The organism is Streptomyces spinosus (genome assembly GCF_020400655.1).
Lineage (GTDB): Bacteria > Actinomycetota > Actinomycetes > Streptomycetales > Streptomycetaceae > Streptomyces > Streptomyces argyrophylli.
Window position 1 is genome coordinate 197,919 of sequence record NZ_JAINRC010000002.1, and the last position, 13,601, is coordinate 211,519.

13 protein-coding genes are annotated in these 13,601 nt (G+C 74.7%); all 13 read right to left on the reverse strand.

Going from position 1 to position 13,601, the window contains the following annotated elements; translation table 11 throughout:
* Positions 1 to 22 precede the first annotated feature (22 nt).
* Positions 23 to 904 (reverse strand): alpha/beta hydrolase family protein, encoded by an 882-nt coding sequence (locus tag LG395_RS04780; protein ID WP_171154311.1) that lies wholly within the window; start codon positions 902 to 904, stop codon positions 23 to 25.
* A 529-nt stretch (positions 905 to 1,433) separates the two neighbouring features.
* The gene (gene kynU, locus LG395_RS04790; RefSeq protein WP_171154313.1) at positions 1,434 to 2,645 is read right to left on the reverse strand and encodes a kynureninase; all 1,212 of its coding nucleotides are present in this window, start codon (positions 2,643 to 2,645) and stop codon (positions 1,434 to 1,436) included.
* On the reverse strand, positions 2,638 to 3,486 hold the full coding sequence (locus LG395_RS04795) for a tryptophan 2,3-dioxygenase family protein (RefSeq protein WP_171154315.1): 849 nt from the start codon (positions 3,484 to 3,486) through the stop codon (positions 2,638 to 2,640). Before LG395_RS04795 ends, kynU begins: the two co-directional genes overlap by 8 nt.
* A 115-nt stretch (positions 3,487 to 3,601) precedes the next feature.
* Positions 3,602 to 4,882, reverse strand: a complete 1,281-nt coding sequence (locus LG395_RS04800) for an MFS transporter (protein ID WP_225808558.1) — start codon at positions 4,880 to 4,882, stop codon at positions 3,602 to 3,604.
* 7 nt (positions 4,883 to 4,889) lie between these two features.
* On the reverse strand, positions 4,890 to 5,303 hold the full coding sequence (locus tag LG395_RS04805; protein WP_171154317.1) for a DUF3151 domain-containing protein: 414 nt from the start codon (positions 5,301 to 5,303) through the stop codon (positions 4,890 to 4,892).
* A gap of 221 nt (positions 5,304 to 5,524) precedes the next feature.
* Complete coding sequence (locus LG395_RS04810) at positions 5,525 to 6,979, reverse strand: MFS transporter (RefSeq protein ID WP_225808559.1); 1,455 nt, start codon at positions 6,977 to 6,979, stop codon at positions 5,525 to 5,527.
* Between the two features lie 66 nt (positions 6,980 to 7,045).
* Positions 7,046 to 8,068: a class II fructose-bisphosphate aldolase gene (gene fbaA / locus LG395_RS04815; protein ID WP_225808560.1), complete on the reverse strand. Its 1,023-nt coding sequence runs from the start codon at positions 8,066 to 8,068 to the stop codon at positions 7,046 to 7,048.
* Positions 8,069 to 8,212: 144 nt separating this feature from the next.
* Entirely contained in the window at positions 8,213 to 8,761 is a 549-nt protein-coding gene (gene pyrE, locus LG395_RS04820) for an orotate phosphoribosyltransferase (protein WP_225808561.1), read from the reverse strand.
* Positions 8,762 to 8,771: 10 nt separating this feature from the next.
* A complete protein-coding gene (locus LG395_RS04825) occupies positions 8,772 to 9,560 on the reverse strand; it encodes an aldose epimerase family protein (RefSeq protein ID WP_171154325.1) in 789 nt (262 codons plus the stop codon).
* A 59-nt stretch (positions 9,561 to 9,619) separates the two neighbouring features.
* A complete protein-coding gene (locus tag LG395_RS04830) occupies positions 9,620 to 10,471 on the reverse strand; it encodes an SRPBCC family protein (RefSeq protein WP_225808562.1) in 852 nt (283 codons plus the stop codon).
* Between the two features lie 52 nt (positions 10,472 to 10,523).
* On the reverse strand, positions 10,524 to 12,158 hold the full coding sequence (locus LG395_RS04835; RefSeq protein WP_225808563.1) for a polyamine aminopropyltransferase: 1,635 nt from the start codon (positions 12,156 to 12,158) through the stop codon (positions 10,524 to 10,526).
* 79 nt (positions 12,159 to 12,237) lie between these two features.
* Positions 12,238 to 12,774, reverse strand: a complete 537-nt coding sequence (locus tag LG395_RS04840) for a DUF2617 family protein (RefSeq protein WP_225808564.1) — start codon at positions 12,772 to 12,774, stop codon at positions 12,238 to 12,240.
* A gap of 333 nt (positions 12,775 to 13,107) precedes the next feature.
* Entirely contained in the window at positions 13,108 to 13,482 is a 375-nt protein-coding gene (locus LG395_RS04845; protein ID WP_171154332.1) for a hypothetical protein, read from the reverse strand.
* Between the last annotated feature and the right edge of the window lie 119 nt (positions 13,483 to 13,601).

The window sequence follows — 13,601 nt, forward strand, 5'->3', positions numbered from 1 at the left end:
GCGCCCCCCGGCGCCCCGGCTCTCACCAGGCGAGCTGGGCGATCTCCTCGGCCACCACCGCGCAGGCGTCCGCCGCCGGGTCGATCAGCGGGAAGTGGCCCACGTCCGCCAGCAGGGTCAGGCCCACCATCTCGCCCGCCTTCGCCGCGGCGTCCGCGTAGGACTCGGCCACCGCCTCCGGTACGACCAGGTCGGCGCGGCCCTGGACGAGGGTCGTGGCGATGCCCGTCGGCACGAGCAGCACCGGGTCGGCGTACGGACGGCGGGTGGCGAAGGTGTCGGGGCCGCCGAGGAGTTGCAGCGACGCGTGCGCGCAGACCTCCAGCTTCTCCGCCACCTGGAAGTCCGCGATGGGGGCGAGCGCGACGACGCCCCGCAGATCGGCCGGGCCGTCGGTGCGCCACGGCGCGTCCGGGGGGAGGACATGGCGGGCCGCCGCCCACAGCGCCAGGTGCCCGCCCGCCGAGTGTCCGGTCAGGACCGTGCGGCGCGGGTCCGCCTGCGGCAGCGCCTCGCCGACCAGGGCGGGCAGGGCGTCCAGGGCCGCCGCGACGTCGTCGAAGGTGTCGGGCCAGCGGCCGGCCGGGGCACCCGCCGAGCCGTCGTCGCCCCGCCGGTACTCCACGTTGGCCACCGCGAAGCCCCTGCGGGCCAGGTAGTCCGCGAAGGGGCCGAGGTGGCGGCGGTCGTAGCGGGCGCGCCAGGCGCCGCCGTGCAGGACGACGACCAGCGGGGCGAGGGCGCCGGGAGCGGTGGAGTCCGGGCCGGGGCGCGGAGCGTGGAAGTCGATCACCTGGTCGGGGTGGTCGCCGTAGGCGGCGGTGACGTCCGGGGCGACCGGGGAGTGCGAGAAGGCCGACTCCTCTTCGGCGGCGGCGCGGGCTGCGGCGGCGTCGTCCGGCATGCTCCAACCTCTCAGCGACGGTGGGGTACCTCCCAGGCTTTCGGCACTGGGGGAGGGTTCGGCGGACCAGGTGGGGAATCGGCCGTTGGCGGGGACGGTATCAGGCAGGTGACGTGCGGGGACACGGGGATGTGACGCACGGTGAGGGCGGCCGGTCTCCCCGGGCCGTCGCAGGCGCGGTGCGGGCGCCGCCGAGACCCAACGCGGCGGCGCACAAGGCCGGTTGAAGGAGCCCCCCGGCCCCGCCCGCCGGCCACGGGAGCCGTGGTGCGGGAGCCGTCGGAGGCCGGGGAGACAGGGAGCGCGGAGGCGGAGCCGCGCACCGCGCGTGGACCGGGAAGGCCCGGAGCAGGGACGCCGGGGAGACAGAGAGCGCGGAGGCGGAGCCGCGCACCGCGCGTGGACCGGGAAGGCCCGGAGCAGGGACGCCGGGAGCGTGACGCCGGGCGGGGGCCGGGGGAACCGGGGGACCGGTGCCCCGGTGTGCCGTCCCGGGCGCCCCGGCCCGTCCCGCCCCGCGTCCGCCGGCCTACGCCAGTTCCTCCCCCAGCACCCGTGCCGCCCGCTCCACGTCCCGGAAGCCCACGTACAGCGGGGTGAAGCCGAAGCGGAGGACGTCGGGGTGGCGGAAGTCGCCCACCACGCCCCGGGCGATCAGACGCTTCATCACCTCGCCCGCGTCCGGGCAGCGCAGGGCGATCTGGCTGCCGCGCTCCGCGTGCGGCCCCGGTGTCACGCACTCCACCCGGCCCGGCTCGGTGTACTCGTCCACGCACCGCAGGAAGAAGTCCGTCAGCGCCAGGGACTTGGCGCGCACGGCTTCGACGGACACCCCGTCCCAGACGTCGAGGGCGGCCTCCAGCGCCAGCAGGGAGAGGATGTCCGGGGTGCCGACCCGGCCGCGCACCGCGCCCGCCGCCGGGGTGTACGACGGGCTCATGCCGAACGGCTCGGCGTGGGAGTTCCAGCCGGGCAGCGGGGAGTCGAAGCGGTCCTGCAGTTCCCGCCGCACGTACAGGTACGCCGGTGAACCAGGGCCGCCGTTCAGGTACTTGTAGGTGCAGCCGACCGCGAGGTCCACGCCGTGCTCGTCCAGGCCCACCGGCAGCGCGCCCGCGCTGTGGCACAGGTCCCAGACCGCGACGGCTCCGCAGTCGTGGACCGCGGCGGTGAGCGCCGGGAGGTCGTGCAGCCGGCCGGTGCGGTAGTCGACGTGGTTGAGCAGCACGGCGGCCGTGCGGTCGCCCAGCGCCGCCGGCACCTCGGCCGGGCTTACCGCGCGCAGGGTGCGGCCGGTGAGCCGGGCCGCCGACTCGGCGATGTAACCGTCGGTGGGGAAGGTCGTCGCGTCCACCAGGATTTCGTCGCGGCCGTCGCCCGCCATGCGGACCGCGGCGACCAGGGCCTTGAAGACGTTGACGCTGGTCGAGTCGCCGACGACGATCTGGCCGGGTGCGGCACCGACCAGCGGGGCGATCCGGTCGCCGATCCGCTCGGGCGCCGTCCACCAGCCGCTCTCGTCCCAGGAGCGGATGCGCAGTTCGCCCCACTGGCGGCGGACGACGTCGGCGATCCGGTCGGGGACGTGCGCGGGCAGGGCACCGAGGGAGTTGCCGTCCAGGTAGACGCCCGCGGGACCGGACGCGTCACCGGAAGGGGAGTCGAGGACGAAACGGTCCCGCAGGGGCGCCAGTTCGTCGGCCTGGTCCAGTTCCTTCGCGAGCAGGGGCAGCTCAGACATGGGACCTCGCCGTCCACAGCTCGGGGAACACGTTCTTGCGCGCGCGCTTCTCCAGCCAGGCCACACCGGCGGAGCCGCCCGTGCCGGCCTTGGCGCCCATCGCGCGGCGGGTGGCGACCAGGTGGTCGTTGCGCCAGCGCCAGACCAGTTCGGCGACGTCGCTCAACGCCTCGCCAAGGCGGGCGAGTTCGGCGTTCTGGTCGCCGGAGTAGATCTCCGTCCAGGCCGCCTCGACGGCGTCGGAGGGCTCGTACCGCGCGGAGACGTCGCGGTGCAGCACGGAGCCGGGGATGGCGTGACCGCGGCGCGCGAGGAGCCGTACCACCTCGTCGTACAGGCTGGGCTCGTGCAGCGCCTTCTCCAGTTCCGCGTGGACGCGCGGGGCGCCGCGGTGCGGGACCAGCATGGACGCGGACTTCTCGCCGAGCAGGAACTCCAGGCGCCGGTACATCGCCGACTGGAAACCGGAGCCCTCGCCGAGCGCGCCGCGGTAGGAGTTGAACTGCGCCGGGGTCAGCTGCCCCAGCGGCTTCCAGGAGGCGTTCAGGGCCTCCAGCTCGCGCACGGAGCGCTTCAGCGCGGCGAGCGCGGTCGGCACGTCGTCCGCGCGCAGGGCCTGCGCGGCCGTCTCCCACTCGTGCACGATGACCGTGAACCACAGCTCCATGACCTGGGTGGTCACCAGGAAGACCATCTCTCCGGGATCGTCGGAGAGGGTGTGCTGGAGGTGGGTGAGGACGTCCGCCTTGACGTAGTCCTCGTACGGCGTCGTCCCCGCGAAATCGAGATTCGGGGTCTCGGGCTCAGCGGCCTCGTAAGGGGGGTGAGCCTGTTGGGACATCGCTGTCTCCTGTTGTGTCGCTCCGGGTAGCGGTCCGCCCCTGCCGATGCCGGCACGGGGGCCCCGGTCCCCACTACGGAATCCTCCGCAATCACTCCCGATACGGCAAGGCCGATCATGCCCGGTGCCGGGCGCCGCCGCCGAGGGGGGCGCGTGCGGTGGCGACCAGCAGGGCGGCCAGGACGAGCAGCAGGGCCGCCGCAGCGAAGGCCGCGCGCAGGCCGAGGGCGGAGGCCAGCGCGCCGCCCAGGAGCCCGCCGACCGGCATGCTGCCCCAGGCGAGCACCCGGTACGCGGCGGTCACCCGGCCGGTGAGCGCGTCCGGGATGCGGGCCTGCCGCACGGAGACCGTGACCACGTTCCACACCACCACCAGCAGCCCGTTGACGGCCAGCAGGGCCGCGCCGAGCGCGGCCGGCCGGGACACCGTCAGCAGACCGAAGACCGTCGCCGAACCGGCGGCGGACCCGGCCAGCAGCGGCCGGTGGGACAGCCGCCGGGCCAGCGGGGCGGCGACCAGGGAGCCGAGGACGCTGCCCACGGCGCTCGCCGTCAGGAGCAGCCCGTAGCCCGCGCCGCCGAGGTGCCACCGGTACCGGGCGAACAGGACCATGACACCCCAGGCGGCGGCGCTGCCCATGCCCAGCAGGACCGTCGCCAGGGCGAGCACCCGGACCACCCGGTCGTCGCGCAGCCAGCGCAGCCCCTCGGCGACGCTGTGCCGCAAGGACGCGGTCCCCTCAGGCGTGGGGGTCCGCGCCGGGCGGAAGCGGCCCCGGACGCCCGTCAGCAGGGCCACCCCCAGCAGGTAGCTGACCGCGTCGATGCCGGCCGGCAGCCAGCGCGCGACCGCGAACAGGGCGGCACCCGCGGCCGGCCCCGCGAACTGGACGAGCACGGTCGAGCTGCCCTGGAGCAGGCTGTTGGCCCGGACCAGCGAGCCGGTCCCGGCCACGGCGGGGATCACCGCCTGCACGGAGGTGTCGAAGAAGATCTGCGCCGACCCCAGGGCGAACAGCACGGCCAGCAGCAACCAGATGTTCCCCACGTCGAAGGCCACCGCCGCCGCCAGGGCCGCCACGAGCAGCGCGCGGCAGCTGTCGGCGGTCAGCAGCACCCTCCTGCGGTCCCAGCGGTCGACCAGCCCGCCCACCAGCAGCCCGAGGAACAGCCAGGGTGCCTGTGTGGCGGCGGCGGCCGCGGAGACGAGCACCGGGTCCCGGGTCCACTCCGTGGCCAGCAGGGGGAACGCGCTCAGCTCCAGCCCGTCACCGAGCCCGGAGACCGCCGCCGCGGTCCACAGCAGCCAGAAGTCCCGGGACAGCCCGAGGAGCCCCGGCCTGCGCGCCCCGGCTGAGCCGTCGCGGCGCGGGGCCAGGGCGGACTCGTCCGTCACCCGCGGATCAGCCCAGGGTCTGGGCCGCCGTGGGCGAGGAGTCCTTCAGGAACTGCGTGCAGCGCTCGTACTCCTCCTGTTCGCCGATCGCCTGCGCGGCGCGGGCGAGGGCGTGCAGGGCGCGCAGGAAGCCGCGGTTCGGCTCGTGCTCCCACGGCACCGGGCCGTGGCCCTTCCAGCCGCTGCGGCGCAGGGAGTCCAGGCCCCGGTGGTAGCCCGTACGGGCGTAGGCGTACGACTCCACGACCGAGCCCCGCTCGAACGCCTCGTCGGCCAGCTGGGCCCAGGCGAGGGAGGAGGCGGGGTACTTGGCGGCGACGTCCGCCGGCGCGGCACCGTTCGCCAGGGCCTCGCGGGGCGCCGGGTCGTCGGGGAGGTGGGTGGGGGGCGGGCCGCCGAGCAGGTTCTCGTGAATCGTCATGACTTCAGTCTGACGCACGTCCGACGAACCCCCGAGAAGGGCCACGGGAGAACGGCCCGAGCGCCCCGAAGGGGCGCGGGGAACGGCAGCGCCCCAAAGGGGCGCGGGGAACTGCGCGACCGGCCCCCACCGGACCCACAGCCGAACGACTACGGACGCCGGAAACCACGCGCCCCCACCGGACCGCAGCCGAAGAGACCCCCCGGCCCTCGCCCCCGCACTCACCCCGGCCTGTCGGCCTCCAACGGCGGAGCCGTCACGCTGCCGTGGGTCCGGCACTCCGGTCGCCGGCACCCCGGTGCCGGCCGGCGGACCAGGGCGAACGCGAGCACCGAGCCCAGCACCAGCACCCCCGCGCAGATCGGCATCGCCCGGTCGAACGCCGCGTCGAACGCCGTGGGCGACCGGTACGCCTCCGCCCCCATCCCCGCCAGCAGCGGCAGCGCCGCCACCGCCACCAGTCCCGCCGCCCGCGCCGCCGCGTTGTTGATGCCGCTGGCCAGGCCCGCCCGGGAGGCGTCGACGGAGGCGAGCACCGTGGCCGTCAGGGGCGCGACCAGGGTGACCATGCCGGCACCCATCACCAGCAGGGCCGGGAGCACGTCGGTCAGGTAGTCCGCCCCCTCCCCCACCCGCAGCATCAGCAGCAGCGCCACCGCGCACAGCAGCGGGCCCACCGTCAGCGGCAGACGCGGCCCCGTGCGGTCGGCCAGCGCGCCCGAGCGGGAGGAGAACAACAGCATCAGGGCCGTGGTGGGCAGCAGCGCCGTCCCGGCGGCGAGCGGCGAGTAGCCCGCCACGACCTGGAGCTGGAGCGCGGTGAGGAAGAAGAAGCCGCCGAAGGCCGCGTACACGCACAGGGTGACGAGGTTGACCGCCGTGAACTGGCGCGAGGCGAAGATGTCCGGCGGCAGCATCGGGTCGGGCCGGTGCCGCTCGACGTGCACGAAGGCCACCGCCGCCGCGAGGCCCGCCGCCCCGGTCAGGGCGACCGCCAGGGAGCCTCCCCGGGCCTCGATCAGCGCGTACGTCAGCAGGGCGAGGGACAGCGCCCCGAGAGCCGCGCCCAGCACGTCGAAGCGGCCGTGGGCACGCTGGTCGGCGGACTCCGGTACGTGCCGCAGCGCGATCGGCGCGCACAGCAGCGCCACGGGCACGTTGAGGAGGAACACCCAGCGCCAGCCGGGACCGGCCACCAGCCAGCCGCCGAGGAACGGGCCGACGGCGGCACCGATCCCGCCGAACCCGGACCACAGGCCGACCGCCCGGCTGCGGTCGTCGGGGTGGAAGGACGCCTGGATCAGGGCGAGCGAGCCGGGTGTGAGCAGGGCCCCGCCGATGCCCTGGAGGGCGCGGGCGGCGATGAGGATCCCGGAGGTGGGGGCCAGACCGCACAGCAGGGAGGCCGCCGCGAACCAGACGACCCCGAGGACGAAGATCTTCCGGCGGCCGTAGCGGTCGCCCAGGGAGCCGCCCAGCAGGATCAGGCCGGCCAGCGTGACCATGTACGCGTTGACCGTCCACTGCAGGGCGGCGAGGCTCGCGTCGAGGTCCCGGCCGATGCGCGGCAGGGCGACGTTGACGACGGTGGAGTCCAGCATCGCCATGCTGGAGCCCAGGACGGTGGTGAGCAGGATCCACTTGCCCTGGGGCGAGGCGAGCCGGACGTCGGGCATGCCCCCAGGTATACAGCGGGGCCCGGCGGCTTGGACAGCCGCCGGGCCCGCCGGGACGCGTACCGCCTACTTGAGCTTGTTGCCCGCCGAGCGCAGGTGCCGCGTGGCCTCGACGACGCGCGCGGCCATGCCCGCCTCGGCCAGCTTGCCCCAGGTGCGCGGGTCGTAGGCCTTCTTGTTGCCGACCTCGCCGTCGACCTTCAGGACGCCGTCGTAGTTCTGGAACATGTGGCCGGCGACCGGACGGGTGAAGGCGTACTGGGTGTCCGTGTCGATGTTCATCTTGACGACGCCGTTCTCCAGCGCGGTCTGGATCTCCTGCTCGGTGGAGCCGGAGCCGCCGTGGAAGACGAAGTCGAACGGAGCGGGCTTGCCGAACTTGGCGGCGACGCCCTCGTTCAGCTCCTTCAGCAGCTCCGGGCGCAGGACGACGTTGCCCGGCTTGTACACGCCGTGCACGTTGCCGAAGGAGGCGGCCAGCAGGTAGCGGCCCTTCTCGCCCAGTCCCAGGGCCTCGGCGGTGCGGATGGCGTCGTCGACGGTGGTGTACAGCTCGTCGTTGATCTCGTGGGAGACCCCGTCCTCCTCGCCGCCGGTCGGGGTGATCTCCACCTCCAGGATGATCTTGGCGGCGCGGGCGCGCTCCAGCAGCTCCTGGGCGATGGAGAGGTTGTCGGCGAGGGTCTCGGCGGAGCCGTCCCACATGTGCGACTGGAACAGCGGGTTGCGGCCGGCCTTGACCCGCTCCTCGGAGATCGCGATCAGCGGACGCACGTACCCGTCGAGCTTGTCCTTCGGGCAGTGGTCGGTGTGCAGGGCGATGTTGACCGGGTACTTCTCGGCGATGACGTGCGCGAACTCGGCGAGGGCGACGGCACCGGTCACCATGTCCTTGCTGTACTGCCCGCCGAGGAACTCGGCCCCGCCGGTCGAGATCTGGACGATGCCGTCGCTCTCCGCCTCCGCGAAGCCGCGCAGGGCCGCGTTCAGGGTCTGCGAGGAAGTCACGTTGATGGCCGGGTAGGCGAACTTGCCTGCCTTCGCCCGGTCGAGCATCTCGTTGTAGACCTCGGGGGTTGCGATGGGCATCCTGTCCGCTCCTTGTGTTGCGGGTTGGCGTTCTGCGTTACGGCCCTGACCTAGACCTGGGGTGCGACGTCATCGTCGGCCCCATCTTTCCAGACCTGGGGGGCTGGGTCGGCGCCCCGGTCAAGTGCAGGTCAAACTGCCCGGTCAGTCCAGACCCAGTTCATCCTTCGAGAAGGCGAACCGGTACGGAACGCCCGCTCCGGCCTCGATCTTCTCGGCGGCGCCGGTGGCCCGGTCCACGATGGTCGCGACGGCGACGACCTCGGCACCGGCCTCGCGGACGGCCTCGACGGCGGTCAGCGGGGAACCGCCGGTGGTGGAGGTGTCCTCCACCACCAGGACCCGGCGGCCCGCGATCTCCGGGCCCTCGACGCGCCGCTGGAGCCCGTGCGCCTTGGCGGCCTTGCGGACGACGAACGCGTCGAGCCTGCGCCCGCGCGCGGCGGCGGCGTGCAGCATGGCGGCGGCGACCGGGTCGGCGCCCATGGTGAGCCCGCCGACCGCGTCGAACTCGAGGTCCTCGGTCAGGTCCAGCAGCACCTGGCCGACCAGCGGCGCGGCCTGGCCGTCGAGGGTGACACGGCGCAGGTCGACGTAGTAGTCGGCCTCCAGGCCGGAGGAGAGGATCACCTTGCCGTGCACCACGGCCTTGTCCTTGATCTGCTGCAGCAGCGCGCCGCGAACGTCCGTCATGCCGACCAGCTTAGAGCCGCCGCCAGCTCCAGGTGGTCCCGGCTTCCAGCGGGTCCAGCGGGGTGACCAGGCGCGGAGCGGTGTTCAGCCCGTTGGGCGGCCCGGTCTGCGGCTCCACGCAGACGGCCTCGGCCTGCTCGTCGTAGACCACCACCCACTCCTCCCGGCTCGCCACCTTCAGCTCCAGCTGCCCGGGCCAGGTGAGGGTGACGTCGACACCGCCGGGCATGCCGAAGCAGTCGTCCCAGGGGCCCGGCCGGGGGTCGACGCGGTTACCGGTGGGCAGGTGGTCGGCGCCGCGCTCCTCCTGCCAGGCGGGCTTGAAGTCCAGCCGGACGTCCTCGCCGCCGAGGTTGCGGTGGAACCACGGGTGCCAGCCGATCTGCGCCGGGAAGGAATCGTCGTACGTCTCCACGGACATCGTCAGTGTCAGGCCGTCCTCGGCGAGCGTGACGATCTGGGTGACGCGGCCGGGGTGCGGCCAGGGGTCGGTCAGCTCGCAGGTGATCACCGCCTCGTTCTCCGAGACGCGCGCGGTGCGCCAGGCGCCGTCGCGTGCGGTGCCGTGGATGGCGTGCGGCGGGGAGTTGAGCGGCATCTGGCGGACGGTGCCGCCGTCCAGGAAACGGCCGTCCCGGATCCGGCCGCACCAGGGCACCATCGGGAAGCAGCCGTAGCGCTCCCCTTGCCGCAGCAGTTCCAGGGAGCCGATCCTGAGGCTGCCGATCCGGCCGCCGTTGGCCGGGCTGACGCGTGCTTCCGCTTCGCCTGCGGTCAGCGTGATGTCTTCGTTACTCACGGGACGACAGTACTGGGGGGAGGACGGTGCCGGCCTCGCGCCCGAGGGGAGCGTGGCGCTCAGCGGCGTCTGCGCAGCGCCTTGCTCACGACGATCGCCGACGCCACGACCAGTGCCGCCGCCGGTGCCGCCCAGCGCAGTGCCGAGACCGCCGTGACGGTCTGCGGCGCCGGGACGGGGGCGTAGCGGCCGCGCGGCGGGGCGTGGTCGACCTCCTCGGCGCTGCGGCCGATCATCGTGCGGCGGGCGTGCGCGGCCTCGGCGGGGGGCTCACCGGTGTCGGCAAAGTCGTCGGAGGGGCGGCCGGCGGAGGCGGCGACGGTCCCGGCGTCCGCGTCCGTGCCGGCGTCCGCGTCGGGATCGGTGCCGAGGCCCTCGCCCGCGTCCGGCGCCAGGGCGGACGGGGGGATCTCGGTGTCGAAGACGGAGGTGTGGGCGGCACCGGCGGGGGGCTCCGGCCCGTCGCCCGTCTCGGCACCGGTACCGGCGCCGGCGCCGGCGGCCAGCGACTGCAGGAAGCGGTCGAGCAGCCGGGTCGCCGCCGCGGCCACCGTCTCGGCCGGCAGTTCCGAGATGCGGCCGGTCGCGTCCGCCGTGCCCTCGGCCGTGACCGTGCAGCCGCCCTCGGCGTCCGCGAGGCGCAGGATCAGCGCGAGCTTGACCGCGCCGGTGCCGCGGGCCTCGGTGGCATCGCCCACGACGGCGTACGTGCCGTCCTCGCGGGCGGTCACCCGGGCCGTGCCGCGGTAGGTGACGGAGTGTCCGCCGACCCGCAGTTTCAGCCGGCCGGTGATCGGTTCGGCACCGGCGTCCTGCTGCAGGCCGGGGACGGACCGGGCCACGCGTGCCTGGTCGGCCAGTGCCGCGCCGATCCGCTCGGCGGTGGCCGGGACGAAGACCTGGTGCTCCATGTCCGGGGAGCCTACCCAGTTGCCGCCGGAACTCACCCGGCCGTGAAGCCGCTCAGTACCTCGGATGCACCAGTGTCGACACCGGCACCCCGGCCACCCGCGTCCGTTCCGCCGCCCGCGCGTCCGCCCTCAGCCGGGCCTGCGTCAAGGTCCCCGCGCGCTCGCCCGCCACGCGCAGGGCGGGCGCGGCGTCCCCGCGCGCCGCCAGCAGGAACCCCCAGTCGTGCGGGGCCCCCAGCGCCCCCGTGGAGCGGCCGGGGCCGGCCGCGAGCGGGGAGCCGTGGCCCGGCACCCGGTAGGGCGAGACGGCGAAGCCGGCAGCGCGCAGGGTGGCGGCGACGGTCCAGAAGGCGCGGGGCCGGGCGGTGACGGGCCCGGCGTGCACCACCAGGCGGCCCTCCGGGGCCAGGACGCGGCGGGCCAGACCGTAGAACTCCTCGGAGTACAGCTTGGTGGAGGCGGTGATGCCGGGATCGGGCAGGTCGCTGATGACGACGTCGTACGCCGGACCGCGCGTCCGCCGCAGCCAGGTGAGCGCGTCGGCCGTGGTCACGCGCACACGCGGGTCCGCGAGCGCGTGCCCGTTGAGGGCGGACAGGCCGGGGTCGCGGCGGGCCAGCCGTACCAGGCCGGGGTCGAGTTCGACGATGTCCACACGGCGCACCCCGGGGTGGCGCAGCACCTCCCGGGCGGCCAGCCCGTCGCCGCCGCCGAGGATCAGCACGCGCGCGTGCGGACCGGCCAGGGCGGGCCGGACCAGGGCCTCGTGGTAGAGGTGCTGGTCCCGGCCGCCGACCGGGAGGCGGCCGTCGAGGAAGAGGTCGAGGGGCTCGCCGTGGGTGCCGCCGGCGAGGACGACCTCCTGGACGCCGGTCCGCACGGCCACCCGGACGTCCGTGCCGTAGACGGCGTGCCGCGCGGCCCGCTCGAAGTCGCCGGCGAGGGCGGCGGCGGAGGCGAGGACGCCGAGGACGGTGAGCTGGGCGAGGAGCAGGGTCCAGCGGGCGCGGCGGGTGAGGTCGCGGCGGAAGAGGCCGAGGACGAGGGCGCCGCCCGCGACGACGTTGACCGTCCCCGTGAGCAGGGCGCCCGTCAACTGGCCGAGGAACGGCAGCAGCAGGAAGGGGAAGGCGAGGCCGCCGACCAGCGCGCCCACGTAGTCCGCGGCGAACAGGTCGGCCACCGCGCCGCCCGCGTCCTGGCGGCGGATGCGCTGGATCAGCTCCATCAGCAGCGGGACCTCGGCACCGATGAGCAGGCCGATGGCGAGGGAGAAGGCGACCAGGAGGCAGCGCGGACCGTCGGCCCACATCCCGCCCCAGCCGGCGGTCCAGGCGAAGACGGCGTACAGGGCCATGGCGCTGCACCCGCCGATCAGCGCGAGGGCCGACTCGACCGCGCCGAACCCGGCCGCCGCGTGGCAGCGCAGCCGCTTGGCGCCGAGCGAGCCGATGCCCATGGCGAACACCATCACGGAGAGCACCACGGAGGCCTGGGTGACCGAGTCGCCCATCAGGTACGAGGCGAAGGCGACCAGTTCGAGTTCGTATACGAGTCCGCAGGCCGCGCAGACGAAGACGCACACGAGGACCAGGAACCGCCCGGTGCCGGGCCGGACGGGCAGCCGTGCGGGGCACGTCCAGGAGGGCGGGGCGCCCGGGGGCGCGGGGGCCTGCGGTTCGATCACGCTGCGACGTTACGTCACTCGCCGGGTACGCTTCGTCACCCACACGTGTGGATCTGGGGGCGGTTGACGCGATGGGGGTTTATGTCGCCGCGGGGTGCCGGGCCGCCGTCCGCCGCCGTGCCCCGACCCGGGTCCGGGTCGCCACCAGCTGGCCGTCCTGCGGGTAGGCGTGCCAGGTGCGCCAGTGCACCTGGCCCTCCTGGTGCTGGGCCAGCATCGCGGTGAAGGCGTGCGGGCTGCCCGGGAAGACCCCGGCGAGGCCGTGCGGGTGGTCGGAGACGAGGGCCAGCAGCTCCTGGGCACGGCCCGCGAACGAGCCGGGGGTGAGCACCTCCACGCGGGCGGCGAACTCGTACTCCCAGTCGCCGACGCGCTTGGCGACGCCCAGGGGCAGCGGGGTGCTGGAGCCGGGGATGCAGGCGACCGTCTCCGAACAGCGGCCCCGCTCTTCCTCCAGGAGCACCTGATGGGACGCGCCGAGCAGCCGCAACTGCAGTTTCGCGCCGGTGAGTTCGAGGTCGAGGGTGGCCAGGGCGGGCAGCGGCTCGCGTCCCAGGGCCCAGGCGAGATCGGCAGCGCGCGTATCGGTGTAGGTGGTGTTCAGGGTCGTGAGCATGGATCGGCTCCGCTAACACGCAAGGAAGGGGAGATCGGCCATGTCAGCCCAGCCGGCCCGGCCGGGGTGGGGTGCCTGGGGGACGTCCGAGGGGCTGCGTTGGCGATGTAGAGGGAATCACGAACAATGGCGACGCCACAGCGTTTTTACCCAACTTCGGAGGGTTTCCATCCCTCAGAGGGCTCCACAGCTCAACTGTTCAACCACGGCGCGCGCCGGGCGCGGGAAACGGACGCGGCCGGGCGCCCGCCGGGGAGGTCTCCCCCGGCAGGCACCCGGCCGTGTGCGGCCCGGATGCGGATCCCCCCGTTCCGGAAGCTCGGCTGCCCCGTGTCAGCCGCCTCCGCCGCATCCGCCCCCGCCGCCGCACGACGAACCCCCGCCGCACGACGAGCCGCCACCGCAGGACGAACTCCCGCCGCAGGACGAGTGGCCGCCACAGGAGTGGCCCCCGTGGCCCCCGTGCCCCCCGTGGTGTCCCCCGTGCCCGCCCGACGAACCGGAGTCGCCGCCGCCGGCCCACCAGCTGCTGGTGCCCCCGCCGCCCGCGTAGCCCGCGGCCGACGACGACGCCGACGCGCGGTACGACCGGTTGCGGCGGCCGCCCTTGCCGAGCGGCACCGCGCCGCGCCGGTTACGGCGGTTACGGCCCGCCGCCGCCGCGATGACCAGAACCGCGGCCACCGCCAGGATGATGCCGACGATCATGGCGTCACCCTCCTTCCGTTCCCCCGAAGCGGCCCCCCGTGGGCGCCTCGCCGTTGCCGCGTCCTACCGCGGTGACCGGGGGATGCCCGGCCGCGCCAGGCCGCAAAGCGGAGTTGAGG

Bases quoted from the DNA above. Each gene is read 5' to 3' on its own strand.
- LG395_RS04780 (WP_171154311.1), bottom strand. From the start codon at position 904: ATGCCGGACGACGCCGCCGCAGCCCGCGCCGCCGCCGAAGAGGAGTCG.
- kynU (WP_171154313.1), bottom strand. From the start codon at position 2,645: ATGTCTGAGCTGCCCCTGCTCGCGAAGGAACTGGACCAGGCCGACGAA.
- LG395_RS04795 (WP_171154315.1), bottom strand. From the start codon at position 3,486: ATGTCCCAACAGGCTCACCCCCCTTACGAGGCCGCTGAGCCCGAGACC.
- LG395_RS04805 (WP_171154317.1), bottom strand. From the start codon at position 5,303: ATGACGATTCACGAGAACCTGCTCGGCGGCCCGCCCCCCACCCACCTC.
- LG395_RS04810 (WP_225808559.1), bottom strand. From the start codon at position 6,979: ATGCCCGACGTCCGGCTCGCCTCGCCCCAGGGCAAGTGGATCCTGCTC.
- fbaA (WP_225808560.1), bottom strand. From the start codon at position 8,068: ATGCCCATCGCAACCCCCGAGGTCTACAACGAGATGCTCGACCGGGCG.
- pyrE (WP_225808561.1), bottom strand. From the start codon at position 8,761: ATGACGGACGTTCGCGGCGCGCTGCTGCAGCAGATCAAGGACAAGGCC.
- LG395_RS04830 (WP_225808562.1), bottom strand. From the start codon at position 10,471: ATGGAGCACCAGGTCTTCGTCCCGGCCACCGCCGAGCGGATCGGCGCG.
- LG395_RS04840 (WP_225808564.1), bottom strand. From the start codon at position 12,774: ATGCTCACGACCCTGAACACCACCTACACCGATACGCGCGCTGCCGAT.
- LG395_RS04845 (WP_171154332.1), bottom strand. From the start codon at position 13,482: ATGATCGTCGGCATCATCCTGGCGGTGGCCGCGGTTCTGGTCATCGCG.